We start from the raw sequence: 18,938 nt of genomic DNA, 5'->3' as shown, positions 1-18,938 counted from the left end.
ATCGATGTCGGTGGCGATCACCGTTCCCGTGGGGCCGACACGTTCGGCCGGCCCGATCTGGCAGAGGGGCATCCGGGCCCCGGTCGACGGACTCCGGGCCGTCACTGTCCACCGTGAGCCTCGGACCTGACCTCGAAATGCGGAATGCCCCGAGTTGAGCGGTGAATGGTGAAGGGTGACTGGTGACTGCGAACTCACGACGTCACACGAACAGGACACACCGTGCCCCATATCTCCAGCTCTGCCCGCGCAAGCCTCGGGCAGCGCGATATGTCGCGGGAGGGCTGGGCGGCCCTTCTGCTGGCGACGGCAGCCGTGCTGTACAACAGCTGGGTCCTTGAGTTCGTCCTGCCTACTGGGCTGGACCCCAGGCACTCCTACGCAAGTGAGCTCTACGCGGCCGACCAGCCGTTCCGTGCGCTGTTCGGAGGCATCGAGGCTGCCTGCGCCGTCATCGTGATGGCGGGAGCGCTCCTGGCAGGCCGCTCCGCCGGAGGAAGGTGGGCCCGTGCCGGCTGGGCCTCGGTGCTTGCCCTCGGTATGTCGTCGTTGGGCGATGTCATCCTGCCCATGCGCTGCGCGCCTTCCGTGGAGTGGAGTTGCGATGCCGTACATCCGTGGCACACGGCCACCAGCGCACTGGCGCATTTCTTCCTCTTCGCCTCCATGGTGTTCTTCTGCGTGGCGGGCGCGGGCGCGGGCGAACGCCCCCGTCTTCCGAGGGTTCGCCGCTGGGGCGTACGAGTGCTGGCTGCCGGGCTGACGACCGCGGTGAGCACCGTCGGCCCGCTGTTCGGTCACCCTGGCTGGCACGGCATCCCACAGCGGGCCCACTTGCTGCTGGTGGGTGTGTGGTTCGTGTTGCTCGCCGCGGAACTGACGGGACTCGGTGCGACGGCGCTCGGCCCGAGCTTCCGCACCGCCGGGCGGCACCCGGAGCGGCCAGGGGTGTGACCCCGCCGATCGTGTGATGGTCTCCTGCGCGCGGTGGTGCGCTCCCGGCGCACCTGGTTCCTCTGCCACCGTGGCGGTCATCAACCGATGCGCCGACCCGGAGGGGCCGCCCGTGGCAGCCGTGCTGTCCGCACTGTTCGCCCTGCTGGCGGCCGTGGGCAATGCCACAGGAACGGTGCTGCAACGCGTCGGCGCGCGGTCCGTTCCCCCTGGCGACGCCTTCAGCATCCGGCTGGTCCGTCACCTGCTGCACCACCCGGCGTGGCTCGGCGGGATCGCCGTGGTGGTCGGCGCCGCCGCATGCCAGGCACTGGCCCTGGCGTTCGGGCCACTGTCGCTGGTGCAGCCCATCCTGGTGACGGAACTGCCCTTCACCCTCCTGATCGCCTGTGCGTTCTCCCGGCGGCGGCTGCCCGCGGCCGGTTGGACCGCCTCCGTCACGGTCGCCGGCGGGCTCGCTCTCACACTGGCCGCTGCCGCGCCGTCGGGCGGCAACTCTGTGGTGTCGACAGGCACGTGGGTACTGACCCTGCTCACCACCACGCTCGTCATCTCGCTCTGCGTGCTGGCCGCCCTGCGCCAACCCCGGGGAAAAGCACGCGCGGCCCTTTTCAGCTCCGCCTCGGCGATCGGCTACGCCCTGACCGCCACCCTCATGAAGTCCGCAACCGAGACCTTCGAACAGCATGGCGCGGGCGCCTTCTTCTCCGGCTGGCAGACGTACGCCTTCGTCGCGGCCGGCGCCTGCTCCCTCTTCCTCCTGGCGAACGCCATGGAATCCGGCCCACTGGTGGCCTCCCAGCCCGCCCTCACCCTGGGCGAGGGGCTGGTCAGCGTGACCCTGGGCATCCTGGTGTACGAGGACCGGGTCCGCACGGGATGGTGGCTGATCCCGGAGGGCATCGGCGCGGTGCTCATCACCTGGGGAGTGCTCACCTTGGTCAGAGTCGACACGGAGAGCGGGGAGTCATCCGCTCCCTGACTCCCTGACCCCGTGACTCCCTGACCCCGTGACTCCCTGACCCCGTGACTCCCTGACCCCGTGACTCCCTGACCCCCTGACTCCCTGACTCCCTGACTCCCTGACCCCCTGACTCCTCTGCTGTCCTCCTTCGGTCGCACCGGTCCCTCGGCTGGACGGCGGAGCCGGTTCAGCCCGCGGAGCGATCCTCGGTGCCCGCCCGGGTGCGACCTTCAGGGGTGAACGGGCCGGTCGAGCCCACTGAGAAGAGCCGAGCCCACCGAGAAGAAGGGACCGTACATGCAGCCGCTCCCGCCCACCGAGGACCTCGCCGCCCGCCCCGGGCTGCTCAGGGCCGCATGGCAAGTGGCCCACGAGCCCGTCCCCGGAGTGTCCCGGCGGATGCAATATGTCGCCCTCGCCGTGGTGTTGGCCGTCCTGCCGTCCAGCCTGTGGAGGCTTCCGATCGCGTTCGACCACGGCATCGGGGTCGGCGAGCGGGCGTACGTTGTCTTCCTGTCGATCCTGTCGGAGGCGCTCGCGTTCACCGCGTTCGGCCTGATCGCTCAATGGGGCGAGGTGTTTCCACGCTGGCTCCCGTTACTGGGCGGCCGCCGGGTCCCGACGATGGCGGCAGTCGTCCCGGCCACGATCGGTGCCGTTCTCCTCACGTTCCTGTGGACCTTCCTGGCGCCCGTCACCCAGATCATGGGCAGGACGATCCGAGGTGACGTCCTTCCCCGTGAGTTTCCGGGCGAGGCGGGTGGCTGGGAGGCAGCCTGGTTTCACCTCTGCTATGCGCCGCTGGTCCTGTGGGGACCGCTTCTGGCCGTGCTGACGGTCGCCTACTGGAAACGCCGGCGTACGGCCGAGAACGCGCCCGCGCCGGCCTGACGCCCGCACACGCCCGGTTGCGGCGGCCTGACGCCCGCACACGCCCGGTCGCGCGGCCTGAGACCCCCGCAAACGCCCGGTCGCGCCGCATACGCGGCCCCCGCCCGGTCCGGCCCCTCGGCCAGACACCCGGTCACCACCCACACTTCACCGGCACCAGCACGGGTCAACGGCCGACGTCGCACACATCCCGGGCAAGCGGCGAGCCGGGCCGTATGACCGGGCCACCGTCGACCGCCTCGTAGCAGGCCCCGATCAGGGCACGCAGCGCGGCCCGGGGCGGACCGTTCCGGACCGCAAGGTAGGCCCGCATGACCGGCGCCGGGTCGCTCAGGGGACGGAACACCACGCCGGGAACGGGGAGCTGCTCGGCGTGCGGGGCGTAGAAGACCGTCCAGGACGGTTTGCCGTGGCCGATGGCGGCGAGGGTGTCCTGGTCGTTGGTGAACTCCGGGCCCAGGACGGGCGTGTAGCCGGCCGCCCGGCAGGAGCGCATCACCAGATCGTGGAGCGCGGGGTTGCGGGAGCGCGGGGAGAGCCGCAGCGGCAGTTCCGCGAGCCGGGTCAGTTCGACGGTCTCCCGCGCTGCGAGCTCGTGGCCCGCGGGCAGCGCCGCCATCAGCGCGTCCTGCCACAGCGGCAGGAACTCCAGCCCGGGGTCGGTCCGTTCACCACGCAGCAGGGCGGCGTCCAGGTCGCCGGCCCGCACCTGCGTCAGGCGCTCCTCGGTGCTGCCCGTGACGAGTTCCAGCTGGGCGTGGCCGGTGTGCCGGGCGTACGCCGTGAGTACGACGTCCAGCCAGGCACCCAGCCCGGAGCTGGTGCCGAGGCGCACCGTCGCGGCCTGTTCGGCCCGCAGTTCGTCGACGGCCTCCCGGGCGCGTGCCTGCAGGGCGAGCATCTCCCTGGCGAACGGGAGGAGCCGGTTGCCGGCCTCGGTGAGCCGGACGACACGGGTGGAACGGGCGAACAGCTCGGTACCCAGCTCGCGTTCGAGCCGGCGGAGCTGCTGGCTCACCGCGGACTGCACGATGTGCAGCCGCTCGGCGGCCCGGCCGAAGTGCAGTTCCTCCGCCACGGTGAGGAAGTAGCGCAGCTGACGCAGCTCCATGGCCCCGGCCTCCCCTGTCCGCAGTGACCGGCATTGATCATTGATCACCGTTCGCGAAAAGTGTAGGCACGGATCGCTCACTGGTCGGAGAGGGGGATCGCGGTTGGGTGGGGGACATCACGTACCGCGCGGCCCGCAAGGTCACGAGGCAGAGGAGAACCACCATGATCAGCGGTCTTTTTTCGCCACTGAACTGGGGCTGCGGCGCCCCGACTTGCTGTAGCGACACAGGGAGGCGCCGCTGAGTCAGCTGGTGGACGATCCTCGACTGATCGCTGCGTCCGTACCGCTCTCGGCTGACGCAGCGAACGTGAATCATGTTGGCTGGGTCTGTCCGGACGCTGTCGCCCCCTAAGGGCTGTCAGTGATGGCCAGTGCGCTCGCGCAGCCGCCCCGGTGACGCAGGTGCACGGCCCCGCCTCATCCGTAATGGTGGGTGCGCGCAGAGACAGCCTCAACACCGCAGCAGCCTCAGGAGAGCAGCACGTTGTCCCGTACGACACCACCACGCCCCATTGACGTCACCGCCGTACTGCCCGAACTGGCAGCCCACACCAGGGAGACGACCCGGCTGCACCCGAGACCCGGCGCTCCGGACATCGAAGAAAGCTCGATCGGCGGCCCGCTGCTCTGGCCCGCCGACGAGCCGTGGCCCACGTGCACCGCGCCCCGTATGGTGCAGCGCAGTGAGCCGATAGCCCCTGCGCTCGTCCTCGCGTTGCAGCAGGCTCAGGCCAGGCGGGAGGCGCAGCAGGGGGCGGGGCGCGGCGGCCGGCGCAGTCCGGAGGAGCTCGCTCTGCTCGACGAGGCATCCGGCCGCCGCGGCGCGTCCATCGACCTCATCCGCTACACCACCCGCTGGTACGAGTCCGAGGCGCATCAGGAGCCGAACCCCCTGGTGGCCGTCGCCCAGCTGCACGCCCGCGATATCCCGACCGTTGGATTCCCCTCAGGGACCGACCTCCTCCAGGTGCTGTGGTGCCCCACCGATCACCAGGACCTGCCCGGCCAGCCCCGCTTTTACGGGGGCCCGTACGTGCACCTCGTCTGGCGGCGCGCGTCCGATGTCTCCTCCGCACCCGGCAGCGCGCCTCCGCAGCCCCGGGACACCCACGACCCCTACCTGCCGACCCCGTGCGTACTGCACCCTGAGCAGGTGACCGAGTATCAGTACGCGGATCTGCTGCCCGAGGCACTCTGCGCGCGCCTCGACGCACAGGACGAGCAGTGGCTGGAAGAGACTGATTTCGCCTACCAGTACGACCTGTCCATCGCCCCCGGCTGCAAGGCCGGCGGCTGGGCATCCTGGCATCTGACCGATCCGGCGCCCGTCAACTGCCGGTGCGGAGCCTCGATGGACCTACTGCTCAGCTTCGGCAGCAGCGAATGGGACGGTGGCTCCAAGAGCTGGCGCCCCATCGAGGATGCCGAGGCAGACCAAGTGGACGCCTGCACGCCCACCGGATTGTCTCCTGGTCGATGGGGCGCACTACGGATCTTCATCTGCCCCGTCGACCCGACACACCCCCACCTGCTGAACATCCAGTAGGGGAGCCGGCCGCCGCACCTCGCGGCGGTCGTTGCCCTTACTTCTTGAAGCTCTTCCCCCATGTGCGCACCTGGGAGGCACCCATCGCCAGGATCACCAGTCCCATGCAGAACCACATCACGGACCCCAAGGTCGCCCCGACACCGACCTCCCGGAAGCGCCACTCGCTGCCCAGCCAGGACTTGACGACGTCATGCTTCTCCCCGGCCGAATAGTCGTCCGCGTTCTCGAGCGTGCCACTCCACCCGTCGTCGGTATCACCGCCGCGAGGGATGAAATCGCCACCGCACTCGTAGTCCGAATTCTTCCCGCTGGGATTGGTGTCGGTGCAGTAATCGACCGTGAAGGTGCCGCGTGTGCCCACCAGACCGGTGGCTTGCACACCCTGGACGCTGTTGACAAAGACAGCTCCGGCGCCGACGAGGGAGAGCACGAGACCAAGCATCAGCCCGGCGACCCGCCAGCCCCACGCCGGTTTCGACTCCTGCTGCCGCTTCGTGCTCGGCTTACGCGATATCGCACTGTTCACCCCAGCACCCTAGCGGTCAGGCGACGCAGCCCCCGCCGGCCTTGCTGGAGGGGCGCCCCTGGCGCGGGAGTGGCCCGCGGCGGCACCGGGAACCAAGGTGGCCGAGGCGTTCACCCTCTGCCGGAGCGAGCGGGGAAAGTTCATTCCGTCTCGCGCTACGCGTTCTTCCGGCACGGCAGCGGCGTTTTCGTCGCTGATCTCCAGACCGCCGGGGTCGTCGAGCGGAAGCGACGGATGGTTGAGCACTGGCGCGATGACAGCGGGTTCGAGCGCCATGGTCAGGGCGAAATCGGCGCATTTCATGAGGCGGTCTTGCCCGTGGTTCCTGTTTCGGGGTCCGGGCGGGCCCAGAGGCTGAGGTCGCTGCTGGTGGCGACCGCGAGGGTGCGTCCGGACGGCGAGAAGCCGGCGGTCCGCAGTTCGGAGTAGTTGGAGTCGAAGATGTGCCACCAGCGTTCGCCGTGCGGTCCGCTGTGCGGCATGCCTCCGTCTCTGGAGAGCAGAACCCGGTGATGGGGCCACTCGGGGCTGACGACCTCCAGGCTCCAGCCGTCATGGGTGGTGGTGTGGAGACCGCCGCCGAAGAGCCCGGCGATCTGGACCCGGGTCCCGGCGATCGGTCCGAGTCCGGGACAGGAGAGGTCCGGTACCGCGTCCGGGGTGCTGTGGTCGGGGTCCGGATCGCGGTCCCTGGCGATCTTCTCCCCGGTGAGGGCGTCGAAGAGGCCGTGCCCGCCGCCGGAGACCGCCATAACGAGGTCGTGACCGGTGTCGGGAGCGACGGCGAAGCCGATTCCGAGCAGGCCGCCGATGGGGTTTTGGCGGCTCAGGACCGGGCGCCAGGGGGCCGGCGGAGCACACTCGGGGACGGAAAGGAACCGTTCACGCAGTCGCTGCTGGTAGTCCGAGATCACCGTGCTCCCTCACGTTCCGCCGGGCCGGCGGCTGACCCGGGCCGAATCCTGGGCCGCACCGAGCCGGCTCGGCTCGACCGTATCCTGCGTGATCTCGAAGGCGGTACTGGCCTCGGCGTCGTCCGCCACTGGTGAATCAGTTGCCCAGCAGCAAGCCCAACGACCCACGAAGGTCGGCGGGTTCGCGGTAGTGCACACCGGTCATCCCGAGCCTGACTGCGGCGTTGATGTTCTCAAGCCGGTCATCCACAAAAAGGCATCGGTCCATGGCGACACCCGCTTGTTCGGCCGCGATCTCGTAGATCTTCTCATGTGATCTCGTCCCTGATCCGCGAACTGCGGAACACCACATGCGACGGAGGCGAAGAGCCGGGGCGCACATGTCGGTCGGCCGGGTCAGCTGAGACCGCAGGTGCATCGGACCAAATCATCTGAGACGGGGCCGGATCATCCGGGATGAGACGGCCTCGCCCTGGTCCGGAGCGGACCCATGTCTCACGGTCTCGTCTCGGCGCACGTCCGCGGCGACGGCGCGGGTGTACCGGTCAGATACAGGACGATTTGTTCATAGTCGATTTCCTGCAGCGGTGTAGGCATGCGTGGAGTCGAGACGCAGCACCCTGACTGATCAACACCGCCGCGCCCGAGTGCAGTTCCTCCGCCACGGTGAGGAAGTGGCGCAGCTGGCGCAGCTCCATGGCTCCCGGTTTCTCTGTTCGCCTGACCGGCGCCGATCATTGATCACCATTCGTGAAAAGTGTGCGCACGGATCGGTCATTGGTCGGCGAGGGCGATCGCGGTTGGCTGGGGCCATCACGTACCGCGCGGCCCGCAAGGGTCGCGATGCAGAGGGGAAGCACCATGCCCAGCCTGGACATCAATGACACCACGCTCCACTACGAGGACGAGGGGAACGGCCCGGCGCTGCTGTTCCTGCACGGTTGGGGGACCAGTGGCCGAACCTGGTGCGCCCAGTTGCCCGACTTCACCCGGGACCACCGGGTCGTCACCGTCGACTGGCGGGGCTGTGGGCAGTCGGACCGCCCGGCCCGCGGCAACACCACCGCCGGGGTGGTCAGCGACCTGGTGGCGCTGATCGGCGCGCTGCGGCTGGACCGTCCGGTGGTCATCGGATCGTCGATCGGCGGGGTCTTCGCCACTGAACTGGGGCTGCGGCGACCCGAGTTGATTGGGGGCGTGGTGTCGGTGGGTGCGCCGGGGTACTGGCCGTCGACGGAGACTCAGGCGGAGCTCGTGGCCGGGTTGCGCCGCGACCGGGCCGGTACGGTCGCCGGCTGGGTGCCGGGGTGGTACGCGCCGGGCACCGCGCCCGCGCTGATCGACTGGACGGTCCGTCAGATCCTGGACTCCGGCGTCTACATCGACGAACACCAGGCCGGCGCCGAAAGCTACGACCCGCGCCCGGCATTGCCCGGGTTGCAGGTGCCGATCCACTACCTCCACGGTGAGCTGGACACAGCCATCCCCCTGGAGGTGCCCCGGACCTGCGCCGCCCTTACCCCCGGCGCCGGGGTCAGCGTGATCGCCGGCGCCGGCCATATGCCGCACCAGGAGCTCCCCGACCGGTTCAACGCCGCGCTGCGCACCGTACTCGCCCGGATGGCACCGGCCGCCCCGGCCGACGGAACTATTCGGCCACGTAGGTGCAGCCCGTCCAGACGAACACCCGGAGCGTGTGACCGTCCTGCCGGACGCGTTCGGGGGTCGGCTCGAAGTGCTCATAGCGGTTGCCGCAGAGCAGCTTGAGCGGGGAGGCCATGTCCGGTACGTAGCGGACCCGCTCCTCGTTTGCGACGTAGGTGGTGGGGCCCCCACGAAGCAGTGCGTTCATTTCGGGCATCAGCATGGTCAACTGCCTTTCTCCGAGCCCGCTCGACTGCGTGGCGACCGATTTTCGGGGTGACGATTCGCTGCAGGCCATTGGAGCAGGGGGGACGCTCGGGAAATCCCTAAAGGGACCCGGCTCCAGGAACACCGCCGCGGGTGTGGATCTCCCCTCCGCCGAGGCAGGCACTGTTTCCGCCCAGCGGGCGGAGCGGTCGTCCAGGACCGGGAAAGTCTGGTCATTTCCCCGGGACTGAGGTGCGGTCACCCACTGCGGTGGTTCTGACCGGGCGCGCGCTCTAGTGTCGGGCCCTGCGGTGCCGTAAGCCACTGCTCCGCGCCGACGCCCAGCGAGGCGCGCCCTCACCGAAGCAAGGACAGGAGACCCCGCGATGATCGACGAGTTACTGCCGGAGACGGTCTCCGCGGCGGAGATCTTCGGCGAACCGCCGGCTGCGGCGCTCCTGCCCGAGGAAGAGCCCCTTGTCTCCCGCGCGGTCGACAAGCGCCAACGCGAGTTCGCGGCGGGCCGTTGGTGTGCCCGCCGGGCAATGGCCGCACTCGGCTCGCCGCCCGTACCGATCCTGCCGGGACCACGCGGGGAACCGCGCTGGCCGTCCGGGCTCGTCGGCGCCCTCACCCACTGCGAGGGGTACGCCGCCGCGGTCGTCGCACGGTCCACGGAGGTGCTCGCGCTGGGCGTCGACGCCGAGCCGGCGGAGCCGCTGCCGGACGGGGTCCTGGAAGCCGTGGCGCTGCCCGGGGAACGCGCCGGACTTCCCCGGAATCCTTACGGCGCACCGCCGTTGCCCTGGGACCGGATGCTGTTCAGTGCCAAGGAGTCCGTGTACAAGGCGTGGTTCCCGATGACGGGGCGTCCGCTGGAATTCGAGGACGCACTCCTCTCCTTCGATCCGGACGACGGGACCTTCACCGCGCGGCTGCTGGTGCCCGGATGGCAGCTCGGCGATTCGGTACTGACCGGCTTCGAAGGACGCTGGACCGTGCGGGCGGGCCTGGTCATGACCGCGGTCGTCGTCCACGCCTCCTCAGGGCGGGCGGACGAGCCCGGCACCGCGGCAACGGCAGCGCCGTGACCGGCGCCGCGGCACGGCCGGCGTGGACCGGAGCAGTCCTGGCACGGTGCGGGAGACCGCTTCCTGCGGCAGATCGCGCAGAAGCCCTACGGCCGGGACGTCACTTCGCGGTACTTCCGGGGTCGAAGAACCGGCCGAGGCCCCGCCGCCCGGACACCTTGACCTTGCGGTACACGGATGTCAGATGTTGCTCGACGGTGCGCTGGGTCACGAACAGCTCCTCCGCGATCTCCCGGTTGGTGCCACCGGCCGCGGCCATCCGCGCCACCTGGGCCTCGCTCGGGGTCAGCGACTCCACACCGCTCGATGTGACCCTGCGGGGACGGGCACCGGTGGCCAGCAGCGCGTCATTGGCCTGGGCATGCAGCCGGGCCGCGCCGAGCGCATACGCAAGATCGAGCCCTTGACGCAGCGTCTCCCGCGCCGCTTCCGTGCGTCCGCACGCATGGAGGGTGGAGCCGTAGTCGACCAGCGTACGCGCCCGTTCGAGCCGCGCCGGAGAGCCGTCGAGGGCGGACAGCGCCTCCTCCAGCATGCCCAGTTTCCTCGCGCCGCTCTCCGTCGTGGCGAGGAGCCGCAGACCGGCGCCCAGCGCATCGGTCAGCTTCCCCTTCCGGGCTCGTTCCACGGCTTCCTCCGCGAGCTCCCGGGCAGCCGCCGGCGCGCCCAGGGCGAGGTGGGCACGGCCGGCCCAGAACCACCAGGACGACACGGCAGGACTCGTCCGCGTCCACTGGCGCTGCCGTCTGCCGGCCTCCAGGAGGTCCTCCAGCGCCCCCTTCGGATCCTGGTGGGTGAGCCGCAGCCGTCCCCTCGCGCACAGGAACTCGTTCCACTGCCAGGTGTCCAGGCTCGTCGAAGGGAAGGCCTGCGCGGCCGCCGCATCGGCGCCGGCGAGATCACCGGAGTCGATCAACGCATGGATCTGGGTCGCGACGGGCAGCGCCAGCGTGCGGCCCCAGTGGCGGGGCGGCACCACATTCAGCGCCGACCGCGTGGCCGCCAGCGCCTCGGACAGCGCCCCCAGCCGGTACTGCGCCTCGGCTCGCAGCGCCTGGCACAGGCCGTACAGCAGCAGCCGCTGGCTCTGCCGGGTGATGTCGATGACCCGCTGATAGGCGGCATCCGCCTCGTCCGGCAGTCCCGCGAACAGCAGCGCCGTCGCCGCTGTGGTCAGGAAGAACGGCGAGTCGACACCGGGCACGCTGCTCTCCAGCACCCGGCGGGCCGCGGCGGCCGACTCCTGCGCCCGGACCGCCCGCACCGAGCAGAGGCCGGCCCCCGCGGCGATCAGGGCCCGCTCACCGGGGGTGTTGCCGGGCCGGCTGATGTCGAACGGATACTCCTGCAAGGTCACCGCGAAGCTCGTCAGGTCCTCGGCCGACGCCATCAGCCGCTGCCCCTCCAGAAGGCGCTGCAGATCGGCGTCGCGGACCGTCGGTGCCTCCTCGGCGAGCAGCCGCACCGCCTGGAGGGACTGCCCGCTGCGGATCAGGCCGCTGGCCAGCGAGCTGAGCAGACGGAAGCGCAGCGGCGGCTCATGCACATGCTCCAGCGCCGCCTGCAGATGCCGGACACTCGCCTGCGGGTCCACACCCGCCTCGGCCAGACCCAGCTCCACGAGGACCGGCGTGTCCTCGGGCGTCCGCCCCTCCCCGGGCAGACAATGCCGCAGCAGATCCACCGCCAGTGCCGGGGCGCCGCGGAACGACGCCTCCCGGGCGGCCTCCCGCAGCACGGTCACCGCCCAGTCCTCGGTGGCCGGCGGGGCGGTCATCAGCAGATGGCCGGCCACCTGCTCGGCGCGCGCCCCCGCGTCCAGCAGCAGGCGGGCAGCGTGCTGGTGCGCCTCCGCGAGCTGATCGGGGGGCAGGTCCGCCACGATGACTTCCCTGATCAGCCCGTGATTGAAGGACCATCTCCGCCCGTCGTCGACCTCCGAGACCAGTCCGTTGGACCGCAGCGCCCGCATCGCGGCGGAGTGCGTCGCGTCATCCAGCCCGGCCAGCCGTGCGCACACCTCCGGCAGAGCATCGTGGCCCATCACGGCCAGTGCGCGGGCCGCCGCGGCGGACTCGGGCTGTTGCTGCAGGACGGACCGGACCGCTTCGTGGAAGAAGGCACCGTCGTGCGCGGTGACGTACGGCAGACCGTCGACGGTCGGCGGCCGGCCGCCGAGCCGCAGGACGCTCAGCAGGGAGTGGACGAGCAGGGGGTTGCCGCCGGTGATCGCCAGGCAGGCTTCGTGGAACTCGTCGTCCGCCTCGTGGCCGAAGACGGTCTTCACCAGATGGCCGATCCCTCGGTGGGTCAGCGGACCGGGGCGCAGCACCCGGCAGAGCGGCTGGCCCGCGATGTCACCCAGGAGCGCGGCGTCCGTCGCTGCGTCGCCGGTGCGCTGGGACAGCACCAGCAGGATGGGAAGGCCTTCGATCCGGCGCGCGAGGTGGGTCAGAAAGCGCAGGGACGCCATGTCGGCGCAGTGCGCATCGTCGACCACGATCACGAGCGGCGCCTCCGCCGCCAGATTGCAGGTGAACCAGTACAGCCCGTGCAGCACGGCGTACGACATGTCCTCGGTGGGGAGCAGGACGTCACCCGGCAGCTTCTCACCGCTGAGCGCCTGCGCAGCGGTACGGGCACTGCCGCTCAGCAGCCGGGTGAGCTGCGGTTCGTCGAAGGTGGCCAGCAGCGGTTCGAAGAGCTGGCGCACGACGCCGAACGGGAAGTCATGCTCCAGAGCGTCGCAGCGGGCGGTCAGCACATACAGACCGTCGGCAGGGAGCGCGGACACCAGCCTGTCCAGCAGCAGACTCTTCCCGATGCCGACGACGCCCTCCAGGAGCGCGATACCGCCTGATCCGGCGCGGGCGTCCTGCACGAGAGCGGTGAGGGAGGACATCTCCTCCTCGCGATTGACGAGCGTCAACCGGTCCCGTTGGCATTCGAACGCGTCGGTGTCTATCCCGTCGGTCATCGGGAGTCTCCTCTGCACGCACCTGCACCCGGCACGGTCGTTCCGGGCAGTCCGCCGCGGGCACGGACACAGCATGCGGGCGGCCGTCGGCCGCCGGCCGGTCCGCTCCCGCGCAGGCCCCGCGTGGTACGCGGCGACGCCCGTGCGCAGCGGAATGCTGCCTGTCCATTGCTGTCTCCTTGCCCTCCCCGTAGGGGCGCTTTCTCCAGTTTCTCGTACATGCAGTGAACCGGAGACCTCCGGGGGTACCCGGGAGGGGAAGCGTGGGCGAAGGCATCTCCCGGGGCCGAGCCGTGGACCCAGCGGCCGGCCAACCGCGCTGCGCCACCACCGTGCTGACGTTGACGATCACGGCGCCCGCGGCGTCCAGCGCGGGGAGCGCGGCCGCTCGGCGTCCGGCGGCCACCGCGCCGGCGCTCGCGCCCGCCAGGGCTCGGGCAGTGGCCCGGCCGGCCCTGGCTGATTTCTGTCGGCGCGCTGATGCGCAAGCGCGGCGCGCGACGGTGAACTCACCAGGGCCGTTACCCCCGGGCGCCGTCTTCGCGATCTGTCCCTGGCGAGGCCCGCGCTACAGACTTCGTGTGCTCCACCAGTACGCCCGAACGCCTTTCTCACCTGGAGGAACTCATGGTGGCCTTACGCGCATCCGTCACAATCGTTGCCGCTGCCGGACTGCTGGCTCTCATGCCCGGTACCGCGCTGGCGGCCCCGGTCGCGCTCGATGACGGCAGCTTCGAATACCCGACCGCGCCGGCGAACTCCTTCAGTGCGCTGCAGGCGGGGCAGTCCATCGGTCCCTGGACGGTCGACAGCGGTTCGGTGGACCTGATCGGCAGCGGCTTTTGGCAGGCGGCTGACGGGGATCAGTCCGTCGACCTCAACGGCCAGGGCCCGGGCAAGGTGTCGCAGACCTTCACGACGACAGCGGGCAGGACGTACACGGTCTCCTACGCGCTGGCCGGCAACCCGGGGGCCAATCAGGGCGTGAAGACAGGTGAGGTTCTCATTGACGGACAGAACTTCCAGGACTTCTCGTTCGACACCACTGGCAAGACATTTGCCCGCATGGGTTACGTGGGACGTCAGGTGACGTTCGTGGCCACCGGTGCCTCCACGACCTTGTCGTTCGCCAGCACCACTGCCGGCGGCGCCTACGGTCCGGTGATCGACAACGTGAGGGTCGGGTCCTGCTGCTCCTGCTCTTCCTGCTCCGGCTGACCGAAGCCACGACTCGTCCGCGGGTGAGCGGAGGCCGGGGCCCACACGCCATCGTCGGCTTCACGAGGGGCCTCGGCAAAACGGACGTCTCGTCAACCCGGCGTGGAGGTAGGGGGGATGAGCCGGACCGCCTGGATGCGTCCGCCGCCACACCACGCAACACCGGCTCCGCGAGGAGAGGGGGACCATCCTCACGGAGCTGGTGCCGGGTGAGCGGAGAAGGGGTGTTCCAGCGGGGGACGACCGCTGTGCTGACGGCCGTTCTGCAGCCCTATGAAGCCCGGGAGTTCGTGATGCCCGGCGCGGTCCGGGCGGCCGGGGCGGGCGACGGTGTGCGAGGTGCCGTGGCCGCGGGGCGGGCGGCTGCGGAGCGCCGTCGGGGAGCGTCCGTCCGGCGGTTGCGGCTGCGCCGGCTGTCGGCGTCCTTCACGAACTCGGGGAGGACCCTGGGCGGCCAACTGCCGATGGTGAGCATCCCCATGGAGTGGGCCCGTGCGACCAACGCGGCGCGGTTGGGTGCCTTGAGCCGACGCAGCATCAGGCCGACGTGATACTCCACGCCCTGCCTACTGAGATAGAGCCGGGCGGCCAGCTGCACCGTGGAGGCGCCGCTGGCGACGCCTTCGAGGATCTGTGCGTCGAGCTCGGTGAGCAGCTGCCTGCGGCCGGTCGGCGCGTCCTCCTGGCCGGTGAGCGAGGCCGACGCGTCGTCGGGCCGGACGACCACGACGAACGACGGAGCCTGATCCGACTCGCTCCGCACCGCTATGCCGGTCAGTTCGCCCGAGAACGGCACCTCCTCGCCCCGGATCCCCACCATCCGTTCCACGAATCGTGCGCGCTGCCCCTCGGCCAGGCGGGCGAAGTGCCGGTTCAGCAGCCCGGGAGCGCTGGGATGCAGAAGCGAGTAGAGGCTGCGTCCACACGCGTCGGCGGAGTCCTGGCCGAACAGCCGGAAGAACTCAGCGTCGGCGGCCATGATCGCCAGCGACTCATTGAGGCTCGCCATACATGCCTGTTGGTGGTCGAGCGGGCGTCGTCCCGCCCCGAGGGCGGGTTGGTCGGGCGCACGCGGGGTGTGGGGGATCTGGGGATGAGGGGGCGCCGCCGTCGGCATCGGGTCGGCGTATTGCTGGGATGTCAAGGGAGCTACCGTCTTTCTGCGGTCGACGCACCGGGAAATCCGACCGTCGAATGAGGCATTGGTCGTCCTCGCTCCATCGGTCCACGGAGCGAAGTGCCTTTCTTGCATTGGTATTCCGCTGTTCAGACCCTAGGAACGCCGCATCCCGGGAGTCAACGCGACATGTGGCAAATAGCCAAACACTGTGGTGTCTCGGTGCGGTGGTTCGGTATCAATACGGTGCGGTAGCAATAACTCTTTGTCATGGCAGGATTTTTCAGAGAGGCCGACGCCGCCATGCGGCGCCGGCCCTACGACAAAGATGAGGCGCGGAGGTCAGTAAGGCGCCGCCGCACCGGGCGAGTTGGGCTGCCGGTCGAGTTCTCGCAATGCATCGGCGAGATGGACTCGCCCTGGAATTGACATCTTCCGGTAGCAATTCGTCAGATGCTTTTCCACGGCGCGGCACGTGATGTTCAGATCGTTGGCGATCGTCTGGTTCGTCATCCCCGAGGTGGCCAGCTCGGCGACCTTCCGCTCCGCGGGGGTCAGTTGACCGCGTGCGGCCTCCGGGTCCGGTGGTGCCTCGGCGAGCAGCTCCTCCGCCCGCCGGGCCAGCCAGGGGGTGTCGCACTCGACCGCCTCCGCGTAGGCCCCGCGCAGCGCCGTGCGGCCGTGCGCGTCGGCCGGGCCGAGGCGCTCGCCGAGATCCAGCAGGGCCTGGCACAGCTCGAAGCGGTTGGCGGACAGCTGCAGTACGTCCACGGCCTCTCTGAGCACATCGGTGCTGCCCGGGCCCTCGACCATGTGGCTGTACACGCGCAGCGCCCGGCCGAGCGGCCCCGGCGCCCCCCAGGCACGGGCCCGTTCCACCTCCAGCGCACTCAGCTCCCTGGCCTGCTCGCGCTCGCCGAGGTAGAGGTGCAGAAACGCGGCGGCCGAGGCCCAGGGGAGCAGCGCCGGGTTGAGCCATCCGCACTGCTCAAGACGCCGTCCGGCATCGAGGAAGTAGCCCAGCGCCAAGCCCGGATCGCCCTTCCGTGCCGCGCTCTGCCCCTTCAGCATGGCCAGTCCCGACCAGACATACGGATCCTCCTCCGCCCGGTACTTGACGGCGAGCAGCCGGTCGGCGAGCTGGTGGTCCCCGGTGAGGATCGCGCACGTGGCGAGGGTCATCGACGACAGGGTGAAGACTTCCTCGTGCTTCGCCCCGGCCAGTTCGAAGGCGCCGAGCGCCTGCTTCTTGGCCACCGTCAGACGGCCACGGGCCAGCGAGACGAGTGCCTTTTCGGTGCCGATCAGCGCCTGCTCCACGGGCGTCTGCCGCCCCACCGCGTTCTGCTGGACCGCGTCGAGCCAGGAACTCAGCTCCTCGATGTCGTCCGCGGCCACGAGGCCGGCCACCACCAGCGGCATGGTGGTGTGCACATGCGCGGGCAGGGCCGGCTCGCGCTCCAGGACCCGGTTCGCGAGCTGTGCCACCTCATGGGCAGGCAGCGCGTTGGAGAACGTCGCGGCACCGATCAGCGGGGCGAGCAGCTCCCGCTCGGCCACGGTGCCGGTCTTCGGCTCGGGACCCAGACCGACGAGACGGGCCACGGAGTCGGCCAGCTTCTCCGGATCCGGCAGCGTCGACTGCCGGATGCGGGCCTCCAGACGCAGCGCCAGCTCCCGTTCCGGTCCGTGCAGCCGGTCCTCGGGCCCCAGTGCGGCCGCCGTCTCGTGCAGCAGCTCGTGGACGGGCAGCAGGGTCGAGGAGAACGCGCTGGGCGCAAGCCGCACCACGGCCTGCGCGCGCGGTACGGGGCCGTCGCACAGCAGGACGGCCTGGGCGATGTGCCGCACGGACGTGTACGGGGCGAAGCTGCGTTCCGACGTGGCCAGATCGACCAGCAGGTCCGCCCTTTCCTTGTCCGGTGAGCTGCCCATCAGAGCCCGCCGCAGATAGCGTGCGGCGACCTCGGGTGCGCCCCTGCCCTGCGCGGTGCGGGCCGCCGCGCGCAGCACCTCGGTGGCCCATGGGTAGGTCGGTGCGGTGAGGGCCATCAGATGCCTAGCCACCTGCTCGGGAGGGCGGCCGGACCGGTGCAGCAGCTCGGCCGCCAGCGCATGCATGGCGGTCCGTTCCTCCAGGGGTATGCCCTCCGCCACCGCTCCCTGCACGAGGGCGTGCACGTACCGGGGATGCTGTTCGCCGGTCGTCAGACCGAGATCCGTCAGCTTCCGCAGGGCATGGACCCGCCCGGTGGAGTCCACCTCGGCCAGCTTGCTCAGCAGCTCCGGGTTCGTGTCGTCCCCGAGCACGGCCATGGCCCGGGCGATCCTCCTGACGTGCTCCGCTTGCGCGTCCAGGCGCAGCAGCAGCCGGTGTTGCAGTGCGGCGGGCCGGAGTGCGGCGGCAGCCTCCGCGTTGTCCGCGACGGGCTGGAGGTCCCGGTGCGCGGCATCCGCCAGAAGGCAATGGAGGATCAGGGGATTACCGCCGGTGGCCCGGTGGCAGGCCGCGGCGAACACCCCGTCCGGTGCTTCGCCGTGATACCGGCGGATCAGCGCGTGAGTGTCCTGCCAAGCGAGGTTTCCCGGGCGCAGGATGTGCGTGGCATGTTCGATGACACCCTGGACCGCCGGATTTCCGGCAAGGTCGTCGCCCTCGCGGACGGCACACACCAGCAGCACCGGCAGGCCGGCAAGCCGCCCGCTCAGGTGCCGCAGCCACTGGAGGGTGGCCGGGTCCGCCCACTGCAGTTCGTCGACGAGTAGCAGAACGGGCTGGTCGCGGGCCATGTTGTCGACGAGCGCGGTGAGGCTGTCCAGAACGGGCTGCGCCGGTATCGCACCGGGCGGCCGGCAGGCGTCCAGCACGCTGCGCGCATGACTCGCGCTCCCCGCGGTCCATCGCGCCATCACCTCCGGCGTAGCGTGCCGTAGCGCCGGTTCCAGGAGCTGGCGGGCCGCCCCCAGGGGGAAGTCCCGCTCCATCGGGGCCGCGTTCACCCGCAGGTGCAGGGCTCCCTGCGCCGCGCGCAGGGCGCCGATGCCGTCGAGGAGCGCTGATTTACCGACCCCCAACGGACCGGTGACCAGTACCAGAGCACCTCGCCTGCTTCCGAGGACGGTGGCGGCCAGGTCGAGTTCCACCTCGCGGTCCAGCAACATCAGGTTCAGATCCCTTCAGACCGCGAGCTGTTTTTGCAGCGGCGTGTGCCGAGGGTGTCGCACACGGTGCGGACGCGCGGGGAGCGGTACCGGGGATCTCCCGACCGCACCGCCGTCGGTGCTCGGCGCACAGGGCGCGTACTGCTACGGACATGCCGCCATGGGTGGCACCGGCGGAGGGGCAGGAAGCGCAAAAATCCGGCTGAGCAGTGCGGTCGAGGCAGCCTGTCGGGTTTCTGCCGCTTACGCCGAGCGCCCGGCGTGTATTGAGCGAGCTGGTTTCTGTGGCTTCCTGTCGGCGCTCACCTTCCAACGGCAGTGTGATTCACAGGTATTTCGTCGTTCTCCGTGTTCAAGGTTGCCACATCGTTCCGCTCAGGGGCGCTGCACGATGCTCTGGGGCAGCAATCGAAGGGAGCCCTCGCCGATCTCGGAAGGGCCGTAAGGAAATACTCGGCGGTAGCGTCTCCGGGGAAAGGGATTTAGCTGTGACAGGTATCCGTCATGAATTTTTCGCGGAGTTCGGGTGCGGCTGCGGCTCCGAGCGGCGCGGGCACAGTGGATCGCACCGTGACGGCAAAGCAGGAATTCGCGGAGAGGCTGTCGAGTC

At 70.2% G+C, this 18,938-nt stretch carries 14 protein-coding genes and 1 pseudogene; 7 read left to right on the top strand and 8 right to left on the bottom strand.

Annotation, left to right across the window (positions count from 1 at the left end; genetic code table 11):
- Window positions 1-222: 222 nt before the first annotated feature.
- From SLV14N_RS02495 to SLV14N_RS02485, 3 genes are all read left to right on the top strand, one after another.
- A complete protein-coding gene (locus SLV14N_RS02495) occupies window positions 223-954 on the top strand; it encodes a DUF998 domain-containing protein (RefSeq protein ID WP_263267829.1) in 732 nt (243 codons plus the stop codon).
- A gap of 112 nt (window positions 955-1,066) precedes the next feature.
- Window positions 1,067-1,936: a DMT family transporter gene (locus tag SLV14N_RS02490; protein ID WP_263267827.1), complete on the top strand. Its 870-nt coding sequence runs from the start codon at window positions 1,067-1,069 to the stop codon at window positions 1,934-1,936.
- 279 nt (window positions 1,937-2,215) lie between these two features.
- Window positions 2,216-2,809, top strand: coding sequence for a hypothetical protein (locus tag SLV14N_RS02485; protein ID WP_208679517.1), 594 nt, complete (start codon window positions 2,216-2,218; stop codon window positions 2,807-2,809).
- A gap of 166 nt (window positions 2,810-2,975) precedes the next feature.
- Here the strand turns inward: SLV14N_RS02485 and SLV14N_RS02480 are convergent, their stop codons facing one another.
- Window positions 2,976-3,920, bottom strand: a complete 945-nt coding sequence (locus tag SLV14N_RS02480; RefSeq protein WP_263267825.1) for a LysR family transcriptional regulator — start codon at window positions 3,918-3,920, stop codon at window positions 2,976-2,978.
- Window positions 3,921-4,407: 487 nt separating this feature from the next.
- Here SLV14N_RS02480 and SLV14N_RS02475 point away from each other — a divergent pair, with 487 nt between their 5' ends.
- Window positions 4,408-5,469 (top strand): hypothetical protein, encoded by a 1,062-nt coding sequence (locus SLV14N_RS02475; RefSeq protein ID WP_263267823.1) that lies wholly within the window; start codon window positions 4,408-4,410, stop codon window positions 5,467-5,469.
- A 37-nt stretch (window positions 5,470-5,506) separates the two neighbouring features.
- Here the strand turns inward: SLV14N_RS02475 and SLV14N_RS02470 are convergent, their stop codons facing one another.
- The 3 genes and pseudogenes from SLV14N_RS02470 to SLV14N_RS02460 form a co-directional block, all read right to left on the bottom strand.
- Window positions 5,507-5,998 carry a hypothetical protein gene (locus SLV14N_RS02470; protein WP_208679514.1) on the bottom strand — a complete coding sequence of 164 codons (492 nt, stop codon included), beginning with the start codon at window positions 5,996-5,998 and terminating at the stop codon, window positions 5,507-5,509.
- Window positions 5,999-6,297: 299 nt separating this feature from the next.
- Window positions 6,298-6,912, bottom strand: a complete 615-nt coding sequence (locus tag SLV14N_RS02465) for a hypothetical protein (RefSeq protein ID WP_263267821.1) — start codon at window positions 6,910-6,912, stop codon at window positions 6,298-6,300.
- A 136-nt stretch (window positions 6,913-7,048) separates the two neighbouring features.
- Window positions 7,049-7,219: pseudogene (locus tag SLV14N_RS02460) on the bottom strand (HAD-IA family hydrolase); the annotation flags it as partial.
- Between the two features lie 554 nt (window positions 7,220-7,773).
- On the opposite strand from SLV14N_RS02460, the gene SLV14N_RS02455 reads away from it, so the two are divergent.
- On the top strand, window positions 7,774-8,679 hold the full coding sequence (locus tag SLV14N_RS02455; RefSeq protein ID WP_317633690.1) for an alpha/beta hydrolase: 906 nt from the start codon (window positions 7,774-7,776) through the stop codon (window positions 8,677-8,679).
- Here SLV14N_RS02455 and SLV14N_RS02450 read toward each other — a convergent pair.
- On the bottom strand, window positions 8,561-8,854 hold the full coding sequence (locus SLV14N_RS02450; protein ID WP_317633689.1) for a DUF5988 family protein: 294 nt from the start codon (window positions 8,852-8,854) through the stop codon (window positions 8,561-8,563). The genes SLV14N_RS02455 and SLV14N_RS02450 overlap by 119 nt on opposite strands.
- Before the next feature lie 295 nt (window positions 8,855-9,149).
- On the opposite strand from SLV14N_RS02450, the gene SLV14N_RS02445 reads away from it, so the two are divergent.
- Window positions 9,150-9,854, top strand: coding sequence for a 4'-phosphopantetheinyl transferase (locus SLV14N_RS02445; RefSeq protein WP_208679509.1), 705 nt, complete (start codon window positions 9,150-9,152; stop codon window positions 9,852-9,854).
- Between the two features lie 100 nt (window positions 9,855-9,954).
- Here the strand turns inward: SLV14N_RS02445 and SLV14N_RS02440 are convergent, their stop codons facing one another.
- The gene (locus tag SLV14N_RS02440) at window positions 9,955-12,831 is read right to left on the bottom strand and encodes a LuxR family transcriptional regulator (RefSeq protein WP_263267817.1); all 2,877 of its coding nucleotides are present in this window, start codon (window positions 12,829-12,831) and stop codon (window positions 9,955-9,957) included.
- Window positions 12,832-13,458: 627 nt separating this feature from the next.
- Between SLV14N_RS02440 and SLV14N_RS02435 the strand changes: the two genes are divergently transcribed.
- On the top strand, window positions 13,459-14,049 hold the full coding sequence (locus SLV14N_RS02435; RefSeq protein ID WP_208679507.1) for a choice-of-anchor C family protein: 591 nt from the start codon (window positions 13,459-13,461) through the stop codon (window positions 14,047-14,049).
- 271 nt (window positions 14,050-14,320) lie between these two features.
- Here SLV14N_RS02435 and SLV14N_RS02430 read toward each other — a convergent pair whose 3' ends face one another.
- The gene (locus SLV14N_RS02430; RefSeq protein WP_263267814.1) at window positions 14,321-15,193 is read right to left on the bottom strand and encodes a helix-turn-helix transcriptional regulator; all 873 of its coding nucleotides are present in this window, start codon (window positions 15,191-15,193) and stop codon (window positions 14,321-14,323) included.
- A gap of 315 nt (window positions 15,194-15,508) precedes the next feature.
- Window positions 15,509-18,328 carry a helix-turn-helix transcriptional regulator gene (locus SLV14N_RS02425; RefSeq protein WP_263267813.1) on the bottom strand — a complete coding sequence of 940 codons (2,820 nt, stop codon included), beginning with the start codon at window positions 18,326-18,328 and terminating at the stop codon, window positions 15,509-15,511.
- Window positions 18,329-18,938 lie beyond the last annotated feature (610 nt).

The sequence above is a fragment of the Streptomyces sp. Je 1-4 4N24 genome, assembly GCF_026239515.1.
In the GTDB taxonomy this organism is placed as follows: domain Bacteria; phylum Actinomycetota; class Actinomycetes; order Streptomycetales; family Streptomycetaceae; genus Streptomyces; species Streptomyces nigrescens.
This window is presented reverse-complemented; position numbering and strand designations above follow the sequence as displayed.